Here is a 23105-nt window from a genome sequence, read left to right on the forward strand (position 1 = left end):
TCATCACTACAGCAGGAATTTCGGCGATTTCGAGTCGCGTTGGCAGCTGTAAGGGTGTTTTTCATCACTACAGAGCAAGAGCCAGCTAGTTTGTCATCTGTAGTGATGATTCTCATCACTACAGCAGGAATTTCGGCGATTTCGAGTCGCATTGGCGGCTGTAAGGGTGTTTTCATCACTACAGAGCAAGTGCCAGCTAGTTTGTCATCTGTAGTGATGATTCTCATCACTACAGCAGGGATTTCGGCGATTTCGAGTCGAGTTGGCAGTTGTAAGGTTGTTTTTCATCACTACAGAGCAAGTGCCAGCTAGTTTGTCATCTGTAGTGATGTTTTCCATCACTATATGATCATTCCACAAACAAGAAGAACCGTCTGAGCGTAATGCCTAGGCGGTTTTTTCTGTGTGGTGAGCGTGGGATGGGTATAGATATAGGGGAAGTTGCTGTAGGAAGCATTTGTGCGGATCGGGTGTTACTATTCCTGCGAATGTCTAACCCTATCCCCACAAACTAATCATCAGAATGCCAATCAATATAAGAATGGAGCAAAAAATCCGCAAGGTGCCTTGCTTTTCCTTGAGCACGACAATGCCCAATATCGTGGCAAAGACAGTCCCAATTTCGCGCAACGGAGAGATATGGGCAACAGGAGCGTATTTCATGGCGAAGAGGAATAACAAGTATGACACGGGATTGAGAATAGCGCCGAGACCAATCATCTTGAAGTTGATTTTCCACTCCATACGAAGTTGTTTGGATGCAATAACAATCGGCGTGAGTCCCGAGACGAATCCGATATTGGTTACCTCTAATAAGGCGATAGGCGAGATGTGTGCGAGATTCAGCTTATCGACAAGTACGTAGCAAGTCGTGCAGAGGCCCACACTAAGAGCCATTAGAAAGGGTTTAACGGATCCAGTAGCCAGCGTTCCAGCTCGGAAGCCACTGAAGATACCGCTAAGTGAAATGAAGCCGATGACCATACAAAGAAGACCTAACCATCCATAGAGGGATAAAGATTCGCGCAGAAATAGGACGGCGACAATCGGAATGAGTAAGGTGTTGGTGCCTCTCATAATCGGATAAATCTGCGACAGATCTCCCATCGTATAGGTCCGAGACAGTAAGAGCGCATAAACGGCCTGTAAACAAGCGGATAACAGGAGAAGGCCGTAAGCAGATAAGGATAATGGATGAAGCCATAATTCTCGAATCAAATAAGGAAGAAGGAGTACGGTGGTGACCATGATGATGGACCATAGGAAAACGCTTTTGTTCAGGCTGCTTTTGGTAAACAAGCTCCAAATGGCGTGAGCAAGTCCTGAGGCAATTACAAGTAAAATTGACATCGTAAACACGTGATCAGCTCCAAACGTAGGTTAGGTTACAGCGTTGGTAGGTGTTCAGGTTGATCACGGATGACAGTGCCGTCTGCAAGTCGCAGCCAAGTCTCGAACGTGCGCTCATCCTGACGTAGTCGGATCATCCTCGCACCACGGTAAAAGCCTTCTTTGCCATACGTATTGTAGCCTGTCGCTCTGCCATAGCAAAGTCGAATCCCATGCAGTTCGCCCCAGTAATCGTTGATGTGATCATGACCGCAGAAGGTTCCGATGACATCGCCCATTTCAACCATGGCTGCAAAAAGACCCGAATTCACAGGAGCGCAGCAAACATTTTCGTGCTTGTTCCCGTAGCATGTTGCACGCTCCCATACCTGCTGATACTCCGGAAGCGGGATATGGAAAAAAGCGAGTGCAGGTAGTTCGCCCTGCTCCTTGCGTGCTTGTTCGGTGTACCAGTTGATTTGATTGCTACGAATCCAGTCATAGCCTTGAACGTGTGAGATTGTGGAATGGCTGCCCGAATCAAAAAAGTATAAGTTCGCAGCCTTGTGCCCATCACGAGTACAGATGGATAAGCGGCAATTGCCAACCCCGCTAATGTCGGCAGGACCAGGTTGTGTCAAATTGTAAGGAGACTCGAGGATAGTGTCCATGAGCTCATCTCTTGTAATGAAGGCTTCGGTGTCATGATTACCGAATACCACAGCCCATGGAATATGGCGAACTTCCACAGCTTGAACCGCATCACGGAATGCTTGGTGTGGGTGTTCACAGCGCTGTTCACCCTCTGAAACAGGTCCCGTATAAATAACATCACCGGTAAAAACGACCAGATCAGGTTGCTCGGCATCAAGTACTTCCTCCATCAGACGGAGGGTTCGTTGATCCTCATTTCTGCCATCGATCCAGTGCAAATCTGTAAATTGCGTGATTGTAAAAGTGCGATCCTCACGAAATGTGAGTGGATGCTGCTTGAGCATGTTCATAGCCCCCTATATATAATCGAATGTGGAATCATGTTGATTTTAATATAAATGTTGTTGTTTGTTGACAATTGTATACCCGTTCAGGCAAAGCTGTCAACGGACAAATTTCGGGGAGACGGGGGGCTGATGTACGCTGATTGACACACCTAGCACTAACCTCTACACTAATGAAAACAACACAAAACAACATCATATACAAATAATCGGTCATGGCAGGAGGCTATTATGTCATTAACATACGAAGATCGCAGGATGACGATTCTGAATCATTTGGAGCTGGAAGGGAAAGTTCAGGTCCATCACCTATCGGAATTGTTGACGGTTTCGACGGAAACTATTCGACGCGATTTGGATCGTTTGGAGAAGGAAGGCAAGCTGCGTAAGGTGTACGGGGGAGCTGTCAAAATGCGGATGGAGCTGGTCGAGCCGCCCTTTCTAAACCGCGTGCAAATGATGAAGCCAGAGAAAGCGGCCATCGGTAAGCTGGCAGCCTCACTCGTTCAAGATGGTGAAACGATCATGCTGGATAACGGCACAACGACGATCGAAATCGTCCCCTTTTTGAAAGATAAGACGAATGTTACGCTCATTACCAATTCGATCCCGATCCTCAATCTGGCGATGGAAACATTCCGGGGGAGAATTATTTTCGCAGGCGGAGAGGTAAGCCAGGAGTGCCGAGCCGCGACAGGTTCCCTTACAGATCAGCTGCTCGATCAGTTTAAGGTGAACAAAGCGTTTATTTCCGCTGGCGGCATTTCTCTGCACGATGGTATTACTGATTTTCATTTAGCGGAAGCCGTCATTTCACGGAAAATGATGCAGCGGGCCGAAGAAACGATTTTGGTTGCAGACCACAGCAAATTCGGACTATCTACGTTCGCAAGAGTTGCCAAGCTGGAGGAAATCTCCATGCTGATCACAGATCCAGGTTGCCCGAAGGAATGGGTGGATACGATGGAGGCGCTTAGCATTGAGGTGCGAATTAGCGAATAATTAAGTAGTCATCCTATATCTGGAAAAGTTACGCTTCCTTAGCGATGAGGAGGCGTTTTCTTATGTTTGTTTCATGTCTGTATGGATGTATTTGGATAATCTCGACCAACTGGTAAATACTAACGGAAATGTAGCAGGGCGGGAGGGCATGGTATGGAAACGGATCAGGATTCATTTCACATCTCGGAAGAGATCGAGACGAATATACGTAAACTTTTCCAGCTCTTTCATTCTTCCGATGATTTGCGATCCAGGAAATTTACCTTGCAAGGCTTACAAGGGAGCCTCCTCTATCTGTCTACAATTACAGATACAGATAAGCTGCAAGCGGAAATTCTCAAACCATTGCTGCAATCTGGGGAAGGCCGTCTAGAAGATATACTTCCGATTTTAGAAATTGAGCTTGTCACCGATTTGAAGTCAGCAGCGGCAGGAATGCTTCAGGGCAAATGTGCTATTCTGCTGCAACAACGAATGGATATTATGTTGGTCGATGCAAGCGCAAGAGTCGCGAACAGCGTGGGCGAACCACAAAATGAACAAACGATTCGCGGATCACATGTCGGATTTGTGGATGACGTGTATATCAATGGACAATTGATCCACCAACGGTTGAAGAATGTGAACCTCGTTGAACGGCATTTTACAGTAGGTTCCGAAAGCCCGACGAACGTAAAGCTGTTATATATGTGTGATATCGCCGACATGACGGTTGTCGATGAGATTATCGCCAATCTGCTCACGAATCAGGCGACCTTCATTAAATCGTCTGGACAAATTACCGATCGATTGGAAAGCAGCCATCTGTCGCCATTTCCACAATTGCTTCTTACCGAAAGACCCGACACGACCGTGTCGCATTTAATGGAAGGACGAATAGCACTACTAGTTGACGGAAGCTCGTTCGCGACCATTCTGCCAGTGACGTTCTTTACGTTCTTTCAGGCTGCAGACGACTTTAATGTCAGGTGGTGGAACGGGACTTTTTTTCGTTTTCTTCGGTTAGCCAGCGTCATGATCGGCATTGCACTTCCTTCGGTGTACATATCCATTGTTTCCAATCATTTTGATGTGCTGCCGATTGACTTAGTGTTTTCGTTAAAGGCCTCATTGGAAAATATCCCATTCAATCCGCTCATGGAAGCGATGTTCATGATTACCGTGTTAGAGCTTCTAAGAGAAGCTGCAATTAGACTGCCTAAATCGATCGCATCAACGCTGTCTATCGTCGGAGGTCTCGTGATTGGAAGTGAAGTCGTTAATGCAAATTTGGTTTCAACGACGATGATTGTTGTCATTTCATTGACAGCCGTCGCTTCTTTCAGTGTGCCATCACATGAAATGCGCCTTGCTATTCGGCTCATCTCATTCCCCATCATGATTGCTTCCGCGCTGCTTGGTTTTGCGGGTATCGCCTTTAGCTTCTGTCTCTTGTTCATGCATCTAAGTAAACTCGAAACGTTTGGTGTGCCTTATTTCTATCCGTTTACTCCGTTTAAACCCAGACGCATTCTGACTACGCTTGTTCAGCTGCCCAAACGAATCTTCGGCAGTAAAGCGTCTGATCGGAGGGCATCATGACTAGGGTTCAATTATTTGCATTTATTTTGCAAACGCAGATTGGTATCGCTGTGCTTTCCTTCCCTTATGATTTGCATAAGGCTGCGGGTGCAGATGGGTGGATTTCTGTTCTTGTGGCTGGAGCTGTTGTTCAGCTCCTACTGGTGGGTTACGCGATGTTGTGTAAAAGATTTCCAAATCAAAATCTGTATCAATTCACACCTCTCATAGTGGGCAAATGGCTCGGGAATGTGCTCAACGTGGTGTACATCTTACATTTTACTTGTACGAGCTGCTTGATTTTAATAATGGAAATGATGTTCGTAGAATTATGGATATTACCTCACACGAACCCCGGACTCATCATCGTTGCGAATTGTATCGTTTGCCTATATATGGCTAAGGAGAATATTCGGATTATTGCCCGTTACAATGCGTTAATTACCCTATTGGTTATTGTGATGCTGGGGATCATGATGACGAACTTTAGCACGATCGATTACCGCTATCTACTGCCTGTTGGGCAAGGCGGGTTCCACGCCATTTTGTTGGGGGTAAAAAGCTCTTTACTCTCCTTTTTGGGTTTTGAAGTGTTGTTAGTGCTGAATTCCGATATTCAGGCCAAAGGAAAGAGCTTGATCCCCCCCATTCTGTGGGCAAATGGAGTGGCAACCGTCTTCTTTTTGATCATGGTTCTCGTCTGTTATCTAAATTTCAGCCCCGAATCACTTCGTTTCATTCCACAACCCGTGCCGTACTATCTCAATGGGATATCCCTGCCGTTTCTTGAACGCTTGGATCTGCTTTTTCTTTCCATCTGGCTGGTCAAAGTGACGTCAACACAGATCAGTTGCCTCTATAGCGCAGGTAAAGGATTAGGGTTATTATTTCATCACAATGAGCACAAAAAAGCCATTTATTATCTTGTCCCGCTTGTCTGTATAACGGGGATATTCTGGCGATCGGAGAATCGAGTCCAAATCTTAGAGCAATTCACCCAATATGATAGCTTTATCATTCTCGGAATTCCGATCGTGCTCTTAATGTTAGCTTGGCTTAGAGGGGGAAGGGGGCGGATGCCGCCGGTATGAGAAAGCTTGCGATCGGATGCCTTAGCTTCCTGTTACTTTCGGGATGCAACTATCGAAATGAACTCAAAAACCTACAACTCATCTATGCAGCCTCGATTGATACCAACGATCAAAATGAGATCGTCACTACCGTGACTATTCAATCTCCTGGGGGGAAGGAACGAACGGCACCAGTCCATGAGGTAATAAGCGCATCGGGACCTACGCTGCAAGATGCATTATTTAAAAAAATTGGATTGCAAATTGCTGGCCCCATAGGTACTTCCAAAAATCAAGTCATGCTGATCGGAGAGAAGCTGGCAAGAAAAGATTTAGCGCAAATGCTGGACGCTTCCTTTCGGAGTTCAAATGTTCCTATGCTTGCAAAAGTAGCGATTGTTCGCGGGAAAGCTGGCGACTTAATTCGTCTCGATCGTATTGGGTCTGCAACGGCAGGTGAATACTTGCGGAAAATCCTTAAAAGTGCCAGCTATGAAACGATGATTCCATCAGTGACGCTGCACTCACTCTTTCCCACGCTGCATGATTCAGGGCGAGATCCCGCGCTTCCGATTCTGAGGAAGGAGTCCAATAAAGCTGTGGTTGACGGCTTGGCTCTTATGCATGCTCGCCAATATACAGGCTATTCATTAACGCCGGAACAATCCATGTTGTATTTATTAATGAACGGAGAGAAAGGTGACATCTGCGTGATCACAAGGGATATAGAGGAGGAATCTTCCAGTGAGAAGGATGAACCCTCCGATTATTTAGCCCTTAACATTTCGAATGTAAAACGGGATAAAGAGGTTTGGGTTGACGCGGAGGGGCAAGTGCAGATTCAGCTGGGCCTGAGTATGAAGGGCAGAGTCATTGAATATGCCAAGGAAGACCTAGCAGATAAGCAAAAGATCGAACAATTGAATAAGCGATTCTCCGAGATACTAACGGATGAAGGCAATGAAATTTGCAAGCTGCTTCAACAGGCAAATTCCGACGCCTTGGGCATCGCGCGGGATGTGATGGCTTTTTATCCGAATGAGTGGAAAAAGATGGACTGGGAGACCGACTATCCGAAGGCGAATTTCAAAGTTTCTATGAAAGTGAGCATTATCGCTCACGGGATTATTAATTAGTTTTTTTTCAGCTTCTGCATCCACCTGAACTTGAATTTCTGACGGTTTTCCCGTGTCTGGGACCACGCTTTTGGATCGGAAAACGCGTCCATCATATGGCCGATTTCAATGGCAGAGATGCCGATACGTTTGGCGATTTGGGGGACCATAATTCTCCCTGGAACGCTGGCGCCGACCAGAACAAGATCGATGTCTTTTCGGTGTTTGCTCAGCTTGTGCATCGCCGAGTCGATTTCTTTATAGTGATTGAGGGGGATGGTCATAACAACGTGTATACCCTTATTCCGTAGTTGTTTGGCAGCCATTGGAGCGGCTCTGCCAACGAGAGCTACACGATGGTCGCGGATCAAGCGCTGCAAGTATCCCTTTTCGTACAGTTGATCGTTGATAAATGCATCCGTCATGACAGAAGGCTGCCAGCCGGATTTCCTCATGAACAATTGAATATGTGGAATGCTAGGCCCAAAGTGCGATACACCAACAATATCAGCATCTCGGACCGATTGATGCAATTCCTTCATCATTTTACGAGAGGGAGGCAGATCAATGCCTAGAAACGCTGACACTTCATTCAACGATTGGATCTCTCTGCGTGCGAGAAGTTTGGCCACCACATCCCCGATCCGAATGATGGAAATGGGTTTGCGCAACCGAATCGATTGTAACAATCGCTTGTAAACGTAATGGGGCCCGACCGTCTTTCGACCATAGCGTGCTTCGATGATTTTTCTTCGTTTAACTTCGTTAACTATCATTTCAAATACACCTCTTTTTCAAGACTAACCATGCTATTCTATGATTGTTCCGAAACGGGGTGCACCTATTTTGTCGAACGACACGAAATGAAAAAGCTTATTTCATAGCATGATGCTTGGGCCTAAATTCACTTGGCGACTGGCCCGTCCAACGACGAAATTGCCGCGAGAAGTGGCTGGCAGATTGGAAGCCAAGCTTCTCCGCAATATCTGTCATCGACATATGCGTTGTGACGAGCAGCTCCTTGGCCAGCTTCAGCTTCATCTGGCTGACATACTGACGCGGCGATAGACCGTACACCTTGGCGAATAGCTTCGTGCACTGGCTGCGGCTTAGGTTCAGCTCCTTTGCAATCCCTGCAACAGAGGCTTCATCGCCGAGGCCGAGCGAAAGCTTTTCTTCGATCGCGTGAGCGATATCTGTGGTGAACAAGGTGGCATCCCTGCTAGGGTCCTTTGCAGGCTGCATGGCTTGCTTCGATTGCTTCAGGGCAGTCTGCTCCTGCTGACGCAGCAAATGCAGCACATCATGCAGGATGAGCAGGGTATACGATTGCAGTAGCAGCTTATCTTCGAAGCGCAGCGGAAGCTGCCGTTCTTGATCCTGCAGATCAATTGTCTCTGCAGAGCGGTTACGTTGCATGACATCCTCAAGCTCACTTACATAGAACATAAGCTTGCTTTGTTCAGCTTGCCTACGAGGGATATGCCGATAAGCGGCGGAGGCGAGCAGACTGCGAATCTCCGTATCATCGAGATCAAAATGTACATTGAAATACCCATAGGGCACCATGCCGGTATTGGCAGACCCATGCCTGATACCGGATTTGATCAGCAGCCAGTCACCCGCCCGCATCGTAATCACATCGCGATTCATTTCTTGAACAACCTCACCCTCCGAGCAGTATAGCAACTCAAACAAGTGGTGATGATGCCTTGGGTAGTGCCAGCCTGGAAGTTGCAAGCCGAAATGGCAGCCTACCACCTGCAGGGTATTTACTAGGTTGGGGAATCGATAAACATCTACCATTGTCGGATTCACATTCGCTTTCGTGTTAAAGGTTAGTTTCATCATATCATTTATCGGCACATTTGGTATAGAACATGCTCCATTTGGAGGTTGAGAAGATAGGGCCGAATCAGCGATGATGAGAGGAGTAAACACCACTTATACGCATAATTCGGAGGGATGACCGTGGCTATTTTAGCAGCTGAAAATAAGCAATTTCTATTAGATGGCAAGCCATTTCAAATGTTGTCGGGAGCTATTCACTATTTCCGCGTGGTACCGGAGTACTGGGAAGATCGGTTGTTGAAGCTGAAAGCCTGCGGGTTTAACACCGTGGAGACGTATGTGCCTTGGAATTTGCATGAGCCGAAGGAAAAAGAATTCAACTTTAGCGGACTTGCAGACGTCGAAAAATTTATCCAGCTTGCAGGCAGTCTCGGTCTGCATGTGATCGTGCGGCCTAGCCCCTACATTTGTGCGGAGTGGGAATTCGGGGGATTACCGGCGTGGCTGCTGCAGTATCCGGCTATGAAGCTGCGTTGTATGGATGCGATGTATTTGCAAAAAGTAGATAACTACTACGATGAATTAATTCCTCGTTTAACACCGCTTCTAAGCACCAATGGCGGGCCGATCCTAGCGATGCAAATCGAGAATGAGTATGGCAGTTATGGGAATGATACCGCGTACTTAACCTATCTGCGAGATGGATTGATCAGTCGAGGTGTGGATGTTCTGCTGTTTACATCGGATGGTCCGGAGGATGGGATGCTGCAAGGTGGAACGGTCCCAGGAACGCTTGCGACTGTCAATTTCGGATCACAGCCGGAAGAGGCTTTCGAGAAATTCCGCCAATATCGCGCGGATGAACCACTCTTCTGCATGGAGTACTGGAATGGATGGTTTGATCATTGGTTGAAGCCGCATCACACGCGGGATGCGGGCGATGTAGCGGATGTCTTCGACCGCATGCTTCGCCTTGGTGCATCGGTGAACTTCTATATGTTCCACGGTGGAACGAACTTCGGGTTCTATAACGGAGCCAATTATGGAGAGAAATATGAAGCGACGATCACCAGCTACGATTACGATTCACCGTTATCGGAATGCGGGGATGTGACGGAGAAATATCGTGCCGTTCGCAAAGTGATTGCTAATTATTTGGGCAAAACGGAAGCGGAGCTTCCTGCATTGCCAGAACCCATAGCGAAGAAAAGCTATGGTCATATCGCAATGACGGAGCAGGCAGATCTGCTTGATCATCTTTCTTATTTAGCTAACCCTGTTGAGCATATCTCTCCAGTACCTATGGAACAGCTCGGGCAAGATTACGGATTCATCGTGTATGCGACACACATATCAGGACCACGTACTGGTGAAAGCCTTCACCTGCAAGAGGTTCATGATCGGGCGCAGGTTTTCTTGAATGGTGTCTATCAAGGTACGGTGGAACGATGGGATGCACGTCCACTCCAGATGGACATTCCTGCTGAGGGAGCGAAGCTGGAGATTGTGGTCGAGAACATGGGGCGCGTTAACTATGGGCCGAAGCTCAGAGATTGTAAGGGAATCACAGAGGGCGTGCGGATGAACAATCAATTCTTATTTGGTTGGACGATATATCCACTCCCACTAGACAATCTAGCAACGATTCCATTCGAGCGCGCAGCGGAAGAAAGGAAAGTGCGGGATGATCGCCCAGCTCTTTATCGCGGGGAGTTTACCGTTGAAGAGACAGGGGATACGTTCGTCAAACTAGCGGGTTGGTCGAAAGGGATTGTGTGGATCAATGGCTTCAACCTAGGCCGTTACTGGGAAAAAGGGCCACAACGCACGCTGTATGTGCCAGCTCCTTTGCTCAAAAAAGGGCGTAACGAGCTCATCGTGCTGGAGCTGCATCATGCCGAGAAGCTAGTTGTGGAGCTGACCGATGCGCCAGACTTAGGGTGATTTGCCACTTTCTTGTGCTACATATGATAAGATAATTTTAAACAATTCTACTACACAAAGGGGAGGATGTTTAAAATGGGTAAATTGACACCTTACCTCTCAACAGAGGATGCGAGATCGCAGGCAGCATTTTACATAGAAGTGCTCGGTGGTGAGATCTTGTCCGTCATGACGCATGAACAGTTAATGGGGGCACAACATCAGTATAAGGACAAAGTCATGCATTTAAGTATGGTTGTTGCTGGAGGGAATGCCATCTTTATGTCGGATTCATTTGAACCGTTCACGAGAGGGCCTGGTATTTCACTTAGTATAGCTTACAACACAGAAGATGAAGCTAGCGATGCATTCGCGAAGCTTGCAGTAGGCGGTAATGTGAAATACCCAATCGCACAACAACCCTTTGGCTTGTTCTACGGAGAACTTGTAGACCAATTCGGTGTCACATGGATGATTACGGCCGAGCCGAAAGTGGGTTAATCCCGACCATCATACTTGTAGAAACGCGTTAAGGCTGCCGAGAAGATCGGTGGCCTTTTCATAATTCAATCAAACAGCTCTAAATTTACCAAAGGTAAATTCTTGCTTGAACGGGTGCATCGTGCGAAAATAGGTGTTGGATAATCCATACTTATAAACACACAAGAGGAGTTAACTTACATTATGTTGCACTTGAGTTGGGAAATGATGATGTTCGTTATCATCGGCGGCTTTTTGGCTGCATTTATAGATTCCGTTGTCGGAGGCGGAGGGCTCATTTCGGTGCCAGTTCTGCTTGCAACGGGCATGCCTCCTGCGGTGGCGCTGGGGACGAATAAATTGGCGAGCAGCATGGGATCGCTGACAAGCACCTTATCTTTTATGCGATCAGGAAATGTTGATCTGAAAGCGGTTCGCGTACTATTCGTGCTTTCCTTATCTGGCGCGGTATGCGGGACATTTGTTTTGCAGCAAATTCCTTCTGACTTCTTGAAGCCACTCGTTGTTGTTATGCTCATTCTGATTACGATCTACACGATATTCCGTAAAAATTGGGGTGACATCTCGACCTTCAGCCAATACTCCGCGAGAACGGCTTTTTTGATGGGGTGCGCGGCTTTCGTTCTAGGCTTTTATGATGGGTTCTTTGGGCCGGGAACGGGCTCTTTTCTAATCTTCGTTTTCCTCATGGTAGGATTCGATTTCGTCAAAGCAGCAGGAAATGCCAAACTCCTCAATTTCGGCAGCAATATCGCAAGTTTGGGGACGTTCATCGTAGTGGGTTCCGTGCATTACAAAGTCGGTATCCCCATGGGACTTGCTATGGCTTGCGGCGCATTTCTCGGCTCGCGCATGGCGATTCGCAAAGGCTCGGCGTATGTGCGACCGCTTTTTATCACAGTATGTGTTCTGCTTGTAGGTAAGCAGATATGGAGTTTGCTGTAGGGGAAGTTATCTATTGCGAATTGACCGATGGTTATGATATTATTTTGGCTAGCGTGTACATTGAAGGAGGTGAAGGTAGGATGAATCGAGAGTTCGTAAACAACCGTGTGAGCCAGTTACCCATTGCGATGGCTGGCATCGTTCATGCAGAAGTCATAGACGCGAGAGGTCTGTCCACTTATGCGCATACGGTTTACCAACTCACGAAAAGACGCCTACCTTAACCCTCAACGGAACCATCCGAAAGGTCGTAGGAATTTTTCCTGCGGCCTTTTTGTGGTAGCTACGTTCAGGTCAGGGTCTGTCTTCATAACCAAGGAGGATCCTTTACTATGTTAATTGTTAATGGCCAAAATATAAAAAAATACCACGGTGCCCAGCTGGTGCTCGAGGATGTTACGTTTGAAATTCATCAAGGGGAGCGTGTCGGACTTGTGGGTCGCAATGGCAGTGGGAAATCAACACTGCTGCGCCTTATTTCCAAGATGGAGAAGCCCGATGAGGGGCAATTGACGGTGCGCAAAGATACAGGGATTGGGTATTTGGCCCAAATCCCAACCGCTTGGGAAAGCTTTACGGTGTATGATGTGCTGGCTGCTAGCTTCCAGGAGCTGCTTGCGTGCAGGGCGAATATGCGGGAGCTCGAAGCGCAAATGTCGAGTCCATCGGTGATGAACGACGAGAACCAGCTGGAGCAATTGTTGAAGCGATACGCTCAGCTGCAAGAACGATTCGAGCGAGAAGGCGGCTACGAGCTGGATGCCCGCATCGATCAGGTGGCGAATGGACTCCATATCGCCAAGTCATTTTACGAGCGAAGCTTTACCACCTTGTCGGGGGGAGAGAAGACGAAGATCACGTTAGCTTCGCAGTTAATCGGCAAACCAGACGTATTGCTGCTCGATGAGCCGACGAATCATCTGGATTTGTCCGGCGTGGAGTGGCTGGAAGATTATCTCAAGCATTACGATGGCGCGTGTATCATCGTCTCTCATGACCGTTATTTTCTGGACCTCGTCGTCACGAAAATTGTGGATTTGGAAGACGGTGAAACTACAACGTATCACACTTCTTATTCGGGTTATGTGAAGGAAAAGGAAGTACGACTTCTTCAGCAGTTTGCGGAGTACCAAGAGCAGCAGAAGGTAATCAGAAAGATGAAAGAGACGATCAAGCAGCTGATCGAATGGGGACGGATCGGCGGGAATGAGAAGTTTTTCCGCCGGGCGTTCTCCATGCAGAAGGCGCTGGATCGGATGGAAAAGCTCAAGCGTCCCGTGCTGGATCCGAAGGCGGCTGATTTTGATTTGAAGCCGGAGGACCGTTCCGGTCGGAGGGTACTGCGCTTTGAGAATGTCACGAAGCGATACGGTGATAAGGTACTGTTGCAGCAAGCGGGTGGTGCGCTCGAATACGGCGAAAAGGTTATGCTTGTCGGGCATAACGGCTCAGGGAAGACCACCCTGCTGAAAATGCTGCTCGGTGAAGTGCAGCCAGATGGCGGGGCACTCGAGCTGGGGGCTCGCGTCGACATCGGCTATCTGGCGCAGCAAGCGTATCCGGCGGATGATAAGAAATCCGTATTGGCTTATTTCTGCGAAGAAGCGAAGCTGGAAGAGGGGGAAGCGCGAGGGCGACTCGCGGCCTACTTATTTTATGGCGCGGATGTGTTCAAATCGGTGAGCTCCTTGTCTGGCGGCGAGTGGACGCGATTACGGTTAGCCCTGCTCGTACTGCGCAAGCCGAACCTGCTCATTCTGGATGAGCCGACGAATCACATGGACATCGCTTCGCGTGAAGCGTTGGAGGATGCGCTCGAGGAATTCCCCGGCACGGTGCTGGCGGTGACGCATGATCGATATTTTATGAATCGGCTCGCACGCAAAATATGGGAGTTAGACAAAGGGAAGATCACCGTGTATGTAGGTGATTTTGATGCTTATAAAGAAAAGAGCGGGGAGCTTCGCGCGCGGGAAGAGCTCGAAGCAGAGGAACGCCTGTTCGCTGCGGATAAGGCGAAAGTGAAAGTGAAAGTGAAACAGCCCGTGGATACCGGGGCAAAGCGGGGCAAGACAGCGGCGGCGTCTGGGAAAGCAGCTATGGAAAAGGGGATCGCGAGCGCAGAAGCGGAGTTGGCGGTGTTGGATCACCAGCTGCAGCAAGAAAGCGAAACGCTGAAACCGGCGGAGCTTGCGGAGTTTTGGGAGAAGCGGGAAGGTGTGCAGGGACAGTTGGATGCGCTGTATGAGCAGTGGATGCAATTCGAGGGATAAATGCTATCTACAACAGGAGTTCTCACTTCAATAGTGAGGACTCTTTCTTGTACCTGCCAAATCGAAAAAAAGGATATAACTGGGAATTGATTTATGCAATAATGGAATAATCTTCTATTGAAACGGGGTTAGAACATGCAAAGGAACAAATTAGTTATCGGAATGACCTGGGTTGTGTTAACGATCCTATACTATTCTGCTTATGGCATTGTGAATCAGTTGTTAGATATTTCGGGGAATGGTTTTGACCTCATAAGTTTAACGATGACTCTACTGCCTTTTATCATAGCACTAGCTGCTACTTATGCACTTCTTCGTTTGTTAGCTCTTCGTCAAGCGCATACAATACGATGGATGATTACTCTCGCAATCCTATTGGCAATTCCTACAGGTCAGTCGATGAGTAAACTTATTGACCAACAGAAGAATAAAGTCGATCCAGTTCAACATCAAATTCTTGCTGATAATTTCCGTGCACATCTCCATTCGATTCAAGGCAATGGGATAACGACTACGACGAATATAAAAGAACTAACGAATTTTGCATGGGATAAGCTATTACTGTTCGGTCCTTATACAACATATACCCAAATCAATGAACGAATAGGGTACACGTGGACAAAAAATTCTTTACGCTTATCTGACGAAAGCAGCAGTCTTCTCATTTTTATGTTGAATGGAAAAGTCGTTCAATTTCTGGATTGTTCTACTTGGATCGGAGGCGATGCAAATACGACTTACACACCGGAACAAGGTGTTATACAGTTGACCAACATTCGCTCAGATCATAACCAGGTGGATCAAACACAAGTCCGATTCATTGAACGGACGAATTAGATACGAATAGACCCTCAGGGGTAGCAAACGTCACACAACTGGCTTCGTTTCGCCACTGATCTGACATGGAAGTTAGGAACCCCAGTATGATAAGCTAGAGGTACTTATAGAAGGAGGCGATTGCTGTGATACAAGTTTTCCCTGCCAACACGCGTAATTCAACCGATATGGGGTGGCTCAAGAGCCACAAAAGCTTCTCATTCGGCGATTATTTTGATGAAGAGAATGTTAGCTTCGGTGTGATGCGTGTTTGTAATGACGATGATATCGCAGCAGGGCGGGGCTTTGGCCCACATCCCCATAGTGATATGGAGATTGTCAGCATCGTGCTCAGCGGAGCGATTAAGCATGAAGATAGCCTCGGCCATGTGGCCGTAACAGCAGCGAATGGTGTACAGCGGATGTCCGCAGGCAGCGGCGTCATTCATGCCGAATATAATGCATCGGAAACGGAGCCGATGAGTTTATTTCAACTGTGGTTTATGCCAGCGAAACGAGGTATGGAGCCTTCTTTTGAAAATGTGACGTATGAGCCGGAGGCGATGGTAAACCATCTTTTGCCGGTCGTAACACCTGAGGGTGGGCCGCACATCGCGAAAATCCATCAAGACATGAGCATTTTCCTCAGTAAGCTGGATGCGGGGAAAGAGCTTCAGTTCGAGCAAGGCGAGAACCGCCGGATTTTTCTCATGCTGGTAAGCGGGAAATGCACTGCTAATGATGCGGTACTGGAAGCGAAGGATAGTGCGCGTATGCAAGCGGAGTCAACATTGACCATTCGTGCACTGGAAGATACACATTTCATGCTAATCGATCTGCCATAAGGCGAAATCGGAGCGATAGAGGAGGTTGCAGCGATGAAGGAAACTTTTTTGGTGAAGCATTCGGTTGGCGGTCGTGCATTTATCGATACCAGCAAGCACCCCGTCCCCTACAAATGGGAGCAGCAAGGCGAACAATGGGTGTTCAGCGTTCAGATCGATCAGCCAGAGCGGGTTGCGGAGATTTTGAAATGGAAAGATGAATTGAACGTATTTATTTTCCAAGAGTTTGAGAATGAGCCTACACGGAAATTATGGTTCTACGTCGGTGATGATGCCGTTCAGTATACGGATGACGACAAGGGCGAGCTAACGATCGTCGCAACCTCCCATATCAGCTATATTCCCGACCAATTTAGTGCGAAGTGATAAGGAGCTATACCCATGAAAGTTCAGGACCAACAACTAGAGAAAGCAATACCCTTTATACAAGAATGCTACACCGAATTAGGCAAAAGTCAGGCACAAATCGACGCCCGTATTGCCGAAATCACGCAAGCGATTCAGTATAAAGGCGAGTATGAGCACACGATTGAAGAGCTGACGCATGGTGCGAAAATGGCTTGGCGCAACAGCAACCGCTGCATCGGTCGCTTGTTCTGGGAGTCGCTTCGTGTACACGATGCTCGTCATATAGAAACTGAAGAGGCGGCTGCTGACGCGCTTTTCAGGCATATTGAAGAAGCGACGAATGGCGGCAAAATCCGCCCCGTCATCACGATTTTCCCTGCTTCACGAGATGGGAAGTCCGTCGTCCAGATTAAGAATGAGCAGTTGATTCGCTATGCTGGTTATGAGACCGAGGATGGCATCGTGGGCGATCCTGTTTCACTGGCTTTCACGAAGGAATGCCAGGCACTTGGCTGGCAAGGGGCAGGCACACATTTCGATGTGCTGCCGCTCATGCTTCAAGTGGGAGAACGAGCGCCAAGGCTGTTTGAGATTCCGAAAGCGTTGATTTTGGAGGTCGCCATCACGCATCCAGAGCTGCCAACCTTCAAAGAGCTGAATCTGCAATGGTATGCAGTGCCGATGGTTTCGAACATGTACCTCGAAATGGGCGGCGTGATCTATCCCGCGGCGCCATTTAACGGGTGGTACATGGGAACGGAAATCGGCGCGCGGAACTTTGCCGATGAGGCCAGATACAACATGCTGCCGCGGGTAGCTTCGATCATGGGGCTCGACACGCGGCGCGAAGTGTCCCTATGGCGGGACAAAGCGCTGGTCGAGCTGAATGTAGCAGTGCTGCATTCTTTTGGGCAGCAAGGTGTCGCCATCGTCGATCACCACACGGCGGCGAGGCAGTTCAAACGCTTCGAGGACAACGAGGAGAAGAGCGGACGCGACGTCACTGGCGATTGGACGTGGCTGATTCCGCCGCTTTCACCAGCGACGACGCATATTTTTCATCAGCATTATTCGAACGAAGTGAAGCTGCCGAATTTCTTTTACCGTAATAGGAGTAACAAGCAGTAGTGGATTCGTTAGATCGGCTGCCGGTTCTGGAAATCGGCCTCCAAGTTGAAAAGTCTACTCACGTATGCACACATGGTGTGGGGCGGGGGTAGACTTTTTGCTGTTTAGGAAATACTTGGGAAGAAACTCTTTGGAAAGTGGTGCCAATAGGGTAGCTGAGCCGTTATAAAGCTGGAAATTCCAGCTTTATAGCTATATGCCGATCGTGATGACAGGCTATTACGGACTAATGAAGTGGGATGGCGTAGGCAAAATGAGTTTCATCGGTTTGCATAATTATGCTGAACTGCTGCATGATAAATTGTTCTGGGGAAGCGCGAAGCATTCGTTCTTGCTGGCGATCTTCTCGACGATCTCTTTGATCGGTTACTTACTAGTCGCATTGGTGCTTTCCGCCAATATTCGCGGGGCTAATTTTTTCCGTAAAATCTATTTAATCCCTATGCTGCTTTCTTCTGTTGCCATCGCTCAACTATGGTTGAAAATATTCCACCCAACGAACGGGGTATTGAATCATATCCTAGCGTCATTGGGGGTCACGCATACACCGGAATGGCTGTCCAATCCATCCATTGTTTTATACGCCATTTTTATGCCCATCTTGTGGCAGTACGCCGGATTTTATATTTTGATCTATTATGCCGCATTGAAAAATGTACCGACTTCGCTGATCGAAGCAGCACGTATCGATGGCGCAAGCCCATGGCGCGTTGCTATATCCATTCGTGTTCCGTTAATCGCAGAGGTTATGAAAGTAACAGTCGTCCTGGCTGTCGTCGGATCGCTGAAATATTTTGACCTGATCTATGTGATGACAGGCGGCGGACCTAACGGATCCAGTGAAGTCATGGCTTCCTACATGTACCGCAAAGCGTTCAAAGGCTATGATTTCGGCTATGCCAGCGCCATTGGCTTCTTCCTGCTCTTGATTTGCCTCGTGGCTACTTGGTTAATCCGCAAAGCGACGGCTTCCAAAGATGATATCCAATACTCGTAACGAAAGGAGATTCCGATTCCGATGCAACTCGAAACCACCCGTCGTCAGACACAGGCCATAACGCCGCGAAGCAAGCTGCCTGGACAGATCGGATATGGCGTTTTGTATATCGTGTTATCGATTGTCGCCGTCATTCAGATTTTCCCGCTCTTGTGGCTCATGTTGTTCTCCTTGAAAAATAATGAGGAAATCTTTAATCTTGCTCCGATGGCATTTCCCGAAAGACTGCGTTGGGAGAATTACGAGAAGGTCTGGACGCAGGGCCATATTAACAGTTACTTTTTTAACAGTGTGTGGATGACGTTAGTGTCGGTTGGGGTTACGGTATTGCTGGCCAGTTTAGTGACATTCGCATTGACACGGATGAAATGGAAGCTGCAATCGTTCGTGCTTGGACTGTTTATGGTGGGGCTGATGATTCCCGTGCATTCGACGCTCATTCCGCTATTCAGTATGTTTATGAAAATGAACCTAACCAATCATCCGTTGTCGATCATCTTGTCCTACATTGCGTTTAACTTGCCAATTACGATCATGATTATGCTCGGCTTTTATTACACACTCCCGCGTGAAGTGGAAGAGGCCGCCGTTATGGACGGGTGCTCCGTGAATCGGATCTTCTTCAGCATCACACTGCCGATGACGGCATCGGTGTTATCAACCGCAGTTTATCATTAATATGATCTACAATTGGAACGAGTTTATTTTCGTGAATACGTTCATTTCCTCGGAAAAGTACAAGACGTTAACCGTTGGCGTACAGAATTTCGTCGGCCAATACACGACCGATTGGGGAGCGATTGGTGCTACCCTGATGATCAGTATTTTGCCTATCATGATTGCGTTTATTCTCCTGAGTAACCGTATCGTTGAAGGAATTGCGGCAGGTTCGGTTAAAGGATAATCGCGTAAAAGGAGTCCCCGTGAAATCGGGGATTTTTTTGCGTTTCGCTTGCCGTATGTTCACAGACGTTGTGCCCAGGCTGTGTTACAATGAAGCAATGTTATTAACCGCTGGACAAATTTTATGGGGCATAGAATTGTGTTACTTGTATGTGAAGTGAGGTTTTTAAGATGAAAAAAGGTCTTGGCTATGCCATTATTGCTTATATGGCTTGGGGTTTGCTGCCTGTGTATTGGAAGCTCTTCGGGTCGTTGATGGCTGGTGAAATATTGTCGCACCGCGTGATTTGGTCATTTGTTTTCATGACCATTCTGATTGTTGCTGGAAAAGGCAAATGGCAGCAATTTCGGAGTCTAATTACCAATAGAAAGACACTACTTCTAGTGGGGGCAAGCAGTCTGCTGATCAGCACCAATTGGTTGATCTTCATCTGGGCCGTCAACAATGGGCATGTGATCGAGACGAGTCTCGGGTATTACATTACGCCACTCTTCAATATTATGCTGGCGGTGCTGTTCCTGCGAGAGAAACCGACAGGTGCGCAATGGCTGGCTGTTGCCTTAGCCGGAATAGGTGTACTAATCGCAACTATCGATTATGGCCGATTCCCATGGGTATCACTCACGTTAGCTTGTACCTTTGGCTTATATAGCCTAGTGAAAAAGAGAGTGACCTACGATGCCTCGATTGGGCTTGCGGGAGAAACAGCCGTTGTGTTTCCGATCGCCCTCGCTTATATCATTTACTTATCAGCAACTCAGCAGGATGCGGCTTGGAGCTTGCCGCCGTTTACCTTGATCATGCTGTTGCTCGCAGGTGCAGCGACCGCGTTGCCCCTGCTGTGGTTTGCCAAAGCTGCGGCACAACTGCCGCTATCTATGCTGGGCTTCATTCAGTATATCGGTCCGTCGATCACTTTGCTTCTTAGCGTGTTTGTGTTTAAAGAGAAGTTCTCGCCAGTGTTGATGATTAGCTTTGCATTCATTTGGAGTGCACTTGTGGTGTATGCGCTGGCGACGATGAAGCTATCACGCGTGGCCAAAGAGGAAGTTTCGCTTACGTGAGGGAGTGCGTCCGACACGATTCGACAATTTCATTAAGTTTTCATCAATCTTCGCAGGGCGGTCATAAGTCTTCTTACAAGCGTAAGCCGCCCTATTCGATAATATGGACATACATATCCAAGGAGGTGAATCACGCATGTTGCTGGATGAGAAAATCGTGTATCAAAACGAAGAAGAAGGCTCAGAAGATAACGGTGAAGAAGGTAACTAGTCACCTCCAGTAAGCGTAGATCCACCTAACTCAATACATAAAAAAATGCCCTCAACCTTTACGGTTGGGGTTTTCTTGTCTATTAGCTCTGTTAAACTTAGTGGTTGATAGCATTCAAGTAACGGGAGGTTAACTTGAAAAGAAAATGAAAGAGGCTGCTCCACTTTAGTGAACAGCCTCAAATAAATTATTTTTTAAATATCTTCAAAATATCCAGTGCTTTGTTATAAACAAATCTTTCCCATCTCGCTAATAAACTATTTCCATTATCCCCGTTCGCGATTTGAGTAGCGTGACGTTTATGAAACTCTGCTACTCGTTGATTATGTTTATTATGGAATGTGTTGAAACGTTGGTGTCGAAGGTTTGTTTTTGCGTTCATCGTTTATCCCTTCTTTCCATTTTTTATAATTATATCATGCATGATAATTTATCCACAACAAGATCATCGTTACGCTATCCGGGTAACGATAGCTTTATTGAGCACTAAGGGAAGTCTGTCAGAATGAACGGCTGCCTTTTCTCAACGATAGCACAATAAACAGGGAGTAGAGCGTGGAAGTTAAACCCATTAAAATTGCCATAGTATGATAGTATTTAATTGGGCATTAAATGACGAGTATATCCGAGGTGTGCTAAATGGACAATTGGGTTTCTTTATCAAATGAACTTTATCGGCTAGTATGGGATAAATTTTATGAACACTTTAATATTAAACCCAGTGTTCATAGTAGAGATTTGGCCTTCATTTAGTTTTATCTTCGCCTTATATTACATTTAAACTAACTAGTTACACGGATGATGACATGGATGATTTAGAGAGAAAATGTATTGCATGCCTTAAAGCAGTGACTGAACCAAATGAATATCTGTATGCCTTAGACTGGCAACTAAAGGGCAGGATAATGGAATGAAGTAACAAATATGTTGTATTAAGAAATAATTTAAAAGGGGTGCATTTATATGAACGTACAAGAACAAATCGAAAAGTATATTACAAGCCAACCTGAACCAAAACGTAGTGATATGCAAGCATTGCACCGCATCATTCTGCAATTAATGCCAGTATGTAAATTATGGTTCTTGGATGCTAGATGATTATGTAGAGATACCGTATCCTGAAGACGACGAGAGCGATGAAATCATGCCATCCAAATTCGGTAAGGATTTTGATATAAACTACTACGATGAAGATTTTATTGAATGTTCGTTTTTTGAAAGTGAAATTTTGAATCTTAAAAACTTACTTACTCAAAACTCATACTCAGAAGTAATTTCTTCAAGATTCATTGAGATTAATGGAAATCTAGTCAGACCTGGAGTAAATGTAGCAATTCTACTTTATAATTTTGATTACATTGTTTGTTAAATTGTTAATTGCGTTAGTTGTTGTATCAACAGCATTCATTGCAGCATTTTCAGTTGCTTCTAACCCTTTATGAACAGAATGAAATACAGCCCCTGCTGTATCCTTTATGTTCTCTGAGACATTTTGGGAATTCGTTTATTGTTTTGATTAGACATTTTTTTCACCTCCTAAACGTCTTTAAGTTGTGTAAAAAAAATATGTTATTCAGATAAATAAGACGAAATTAATGGTTTGCATCAGTACTTCGTCACGCAATTTACCGATATTGATTTTATTTACGCAGCGCAGCCGGTACTCGATCGTTTGCCTTTCTGTTGAAGTAACGGGAAGGTTTGTTGAGTAAATCGCCGAATAGAAATAGTAACTATGAAATGTTAATTAGTGAGGGGAAATAGACTTTTGGGTCTAAAAAGGTAATCACCACACATAAAGGGAGAGTGTGTCGCATTGTATTGTTGTGATGATTTTCGAAGAGGGAATTCGATTTAGAGGAGAGTAGCTATGAAGAAACAGTCGGTATTAAAAAGCACATTGCAAGAAATAAATTTTGTAGAAAGATACAGAGAATTATCATCAAGATTTTCATTTGAATTAAATGAAAGGTTTGAAGCATTTAGTGTTGAGGAAGTTGTAAACATATTATCAGGATTAGGGGTTAAAGCGTCATATCAGAAAAAAGAAAGTTTTTTCAAAATCGTTAATAAGATCGGTATTCTAAAATTTCAGTTTCATATCTCTCTTAAGTATGGGGCAACAGAATTGATGTGGTATGTATGGCAGGGAGAAGAATTAATAATGGGAGGACTATAATGCTACATATAAACTAGACAGCAAAAAAGGAGTTTCTTAGTTGTATGACAGGTCCAAGAAGGAAGTTCAGCCCAGAGGAAAAAGCTCGGTTGGTACTGGAAATTTT

Annotated in this window: 24 protein-coding genes and 2 pseudogenes; 21 read left to right on the forward strand and 5 right to left on the reverse strand. The window is 46.4% G+C overall.

Features of this window, described 5'->3' with window-relative positions; all coding sequences use genetic code 11:
• A partial coding sequence (locus tag AC58PQ_RS28450) for a hypothetical protein (protein WP_497247582.1) occupies positions 1-312 on the forward strand: 312 nt, incomplete at its 5' end.
• Between the two features lie 186 nt (positions 313-498).
• On the opposite strand, the gene AC58PQ_RS28455 is transcribed toward AC58PQ_RS28450, so the two are convergent.
• The gene (locus AC58PQ_RS28455; protein ID WP_497247628.1) at positions 499-1350 is read right to left on the reverse strand and encodes an EamA family transporter; all 852 of its coding nucleotides are present in this window, start codon (positions 1348-1350) and stop codon (positions 499-501) included.
• Between the two features lie 35 nt (positions 1351-1385).
• Positions 1386-2327 (reverse strand): metallophosphoesterase family protein, encoded by a 942-nt coding sequence (locus AC58PQ_RS28460; protein WP_497247584.1) that lies wholly within the window; start codon positions 2325-2327, stop codon positions 1386-1388.
• Positions 2328-2558: 231 nt separating this feature from the next.
• Here AC58PQ_RS28460 and AC58PQ_RS28465 point away from each other — a divergent pair, with 231 nt between their 5' ends.
• From AC58PQ_RS28465 to AC58PQ_RS28480, 4 genes are all read left to right on the forward strand, one after another.
• Complete coding sequence (locus tag AC58PQ_RS28465) at positions 2559-3329, forward strand: DeoR/GlpR family DNA-binding transcription regulator (protein WP_497247586.1); 771 nt, start codon at positions 2559-2561, stop codon at positions 3327-3329.
• Between the two features lie 153 nt (positions 3330-3482).
• Complete coding sequence (locus AC58PQ_RS28470; RefSeq protein ID WP_497247588.1) at positions 3483-4910, forward strand: spore germination protein; 1428 nt, start codon at positions 3483-3485, stop codon at positions 4908-4910.
• Positions 4907-5980, forward strand: coding sequence for a GerAB/ArcD/ProY family transporter (locus AC58PQ_RS28475; protein WP_497247590.1), 1074 nt, complete (start codon positions 4907-4909; stop codon positions 5978-5980). Before AC58PQ_RS28470 ends, AC58PQ_RS28475 begins: the two co-directional genes overlap by 4 nt.
• Positions 5977-7095, forward strand: coding sequence for a Ger(x)C family spore germination protein (locus AC58PQ_RS28480; RefSeq protein WP_497247592.1), 1119 nt, complete (start codon positions 5977-5979; stop codon positions 7093-7095). Before AC58PQ_RS28475 ends, AC58PQ_RS28480 begins: the two co-directional genes overlap by 4 nt.
• On the opposite strand, the gene AC58PQ_RS28485 is transcribed toward AC58PQ_RS28480, so the two are convergent.
• Positions 7092-7850: a GT-D fold domain-containing protein gene (locus tag AC58PQ_RS28485; RefSeq protein ID WP_497247594.1), complete on the reverse strand. Its 759-nt coding sequence runs from the start codon at positions 7848-7850 to the stop codon at positions 7092-7094. The genes AC58PQ_RS28480 and AC58PQ_RS28485 overlap by 4 nt on opposite strands.
• 97 nt (positions 7851-7947) lie before the next feature.
• Positions 7948-8925 (reverse strand): helix-turn-helix domain-containing protein, encoded by a 978-nt coding sequence (locus AC58PQ_RS28490; protein WP_497247596.1) that lies wholly within the window; start codon positions 8923-8925, stop codon positions 7948-7950.
• 120 nt (positions 8926-9045) lie between these two features.
• On the opposite strand from AC58PQ_RS28490, the gene AC58PQ_RS28495 reads away from it, so the two are divergent.
• The 12 genes and pseudogenes from AC58PQ_RS28495 (at position 9046) to rarD (ending at position 20609) form a co-directional block, all read left to right on the forward strand.
• A complete protein-coding gene (locus AC58PQ_RS28495) occupies positions 9046-10809 on the forward strand; it encodes a glycoside hydrolase family 35 protein (protein WP_497247598.1) in 1764 nt (587 codons plus the stop codon).
• A 75-nt stretch (positions 10810-10884) separates the two neighbouring features.
• Positions 10885-11289 (forward strand): VOC family protein, encoded by a 405-nt coding sequence (locus AC58PQ_RS28500; protein ID WP_497247600.1) that lies wholly within the window; start codon positions 10885-10887, stop codon positions 11287-11289.
• A 183-nt stretch (positions 11290-11472) separates the two neighbouring features.
• On the forward strand, positions 11473-12234 hold the full coding sequence (locus tag AC58PQ_RS28505; protein ID WP_497247602.1) for a TSUP family transporter: 762 nt from the start codon (positions 11473-11475) through the stop codon (positions 12232-12234).
• An 80-nt stretch (positions 12235-12314) separates the two neighbouring features.
• Positions 12315-12458 carry an RAxF-45 family protein gene (locus tag AC58PQ_RS28510; protein WP_497247604.1) on the forward strand — a complete coding sequence of 48 codons (144 nt, stop codon included), beginning with the start codon at positions 12315-12317 and terminating at the stop codon, positions 12456-12458.
• Positions 12459-12566: 108 nt separating this feature from the next.
• Positions 12567-14507 carry a ribosomal protection-like ABC-F family protein gene (gene abc-f / locus AC58PQ_RS28515; RefSeq protein ID WP_497247606.1) on the forward strand — a complete coding sequence of 647 codons (1941 nt, stop codon included), beginning with the start codon at positions 12567-12569 and terminating at the stop codon, positions 14505-14507.
• 135 nt (positions 14508-14642) lie between these two features.
• On the forward strand, positions 14643-15344 hold the full coding sequence (locus tag AC58PQ_RS28520; protein ID WP_497247608.1) for a hypothetical protein: 702 nt from the start codon (positions 14643-14645) through the stop codon (positions 15342-15344).
• A gap of 125 nt (positions 15345-15469) precedes the next feature.
• Entirely contained in the window at positions 15470-16168 is a 699-nt protein-coding gene (locus tag AC58PQ_RS28525) for a pirin family protein (protein WP_497247610.1), read from the forward strand.
• 33 nt (positions 16169-16201) lie between these two features.
• Positions 16202-16534, forward strand: coding sequence for a hypothetical protein (locus AC58PQ_RS28530; protein ID WP_497247612.1), 333 nt, complete (start codon positions 16202-16204; stop codon positions 16532-16534).
• A 15-nt stretch (positions 16535-16549) separates the two neighbouring features.
• Positions 16550-17644, forward strand: coding sequence for a nitric oxide synthase oxygenase (locus tag AC58PQ_RS28535; RefSeq protein ID WP_497247614.1), 1095 nt, complete (start codon positions 16550-16552; stop codon positions 17642-17644).
• A 193-nt stretch (positions 17645-17837) separates the two neighbouring features.
• Positions 17838-18641 (forward strand): annotated as a pseudogene (locus tag AC58PQ_RS28540) (carbohydrate ABC transporter permease); the annotation flags it as partial.
• 21 nt (positions 18642-18662) lie between these two features.
• Positions 18663-19545 (forward strand): annotated as a pseudogene (locus tag AC58PQ_RS28545) (carbohydrate ABC transporter permease).
• Between the two features lie 170 nt (positions 19546-19715).
• Positions 19716-20609 carry an EamA family transporter RarD gene (rarD, locus tag AC58PQ_RS28550; protein ID WP_497247616.1) on the forward strand — a complete coding sequence of 298 codons (894 nt, stop codon included), beginning with the start codon at positions 19716-19718 and terminating at the stop codon, positions 20607-20609.
• Between the two features lie 398 nt (positions 20610-21007).
• Here the strand turns inward: rarD and AC58PQ_RS28555 are convergent, their stop codons facing one another.
• Entirely contained in the window at positions 21008-21202 is a 195-nt protein-coding gene (locus tag AC58PQ_RS28555; protein WP_497247618.1) for a hypothetical protein, read from the reverse strand.
• A gap of 424 nt (positions 21203-21626) precedes the next feature.
• Between AC58PQ_RS28555 and AC58PQ_RS28560 the strand changes: the two genes are divergently transcribed.
• The 4 genes from AC58PQ_RS28560 (at position 21627) to AC58PQ_RS28575 (ending at position 22999) form a co-directional block, all read left to right on the forward strand.
• The gene (locus AC58PQ_RS28560) at positions 21627-21734 is read left to right on the forward strand and encodes a DUF2716 domain-containing protein (protein ID WP_497247620.1); all 108 of its coding nucleotides are present in this window, start codon (positions 21627-21629) and stop codon (positions 21732-21734) included.
• Between the two features lie 49 nt (positions 21735-21783).
• Positions 21784-21918 carry a hypothetical protein gene (locus tag AC58PQ_RS28565; protein ID WP_497247622.1) on the forward strand — a complete coding sequence of 45 codons (135 nt, stop codon included), beginning with the start codon at positions 21784-21786 and terminating at the stop codon, positions 21916-21918.
• 46 nt (positions 21919-21964) lie between these two features.
• Entirely contained in the window at positions 21965-22189 is a 225-nt protein-coding gene (locus tag AC58PQ_RS28570) for an immunity 22 family protein (protein ID WP_497247624.1), read from the forward strand.
• Positions 22190-22690: 501 nt separating this feature from the next.
• Positions 22691-22999 (forward strand): hypothetical protein, encoded by a 309-nt coding sequence (locus AC58PQ_RS28575; RefSeq protein WP_497247626.1) that lies wholly within the window; start codon positions 22691-22693, stop codon positions 22997-22999.
• The last annotated feature ends 106 nt before the right edge of the window (positions 23000-23105 follow it).

The organism is Paenibacillus sp. J22P143 (assembly GCF_059692035.1).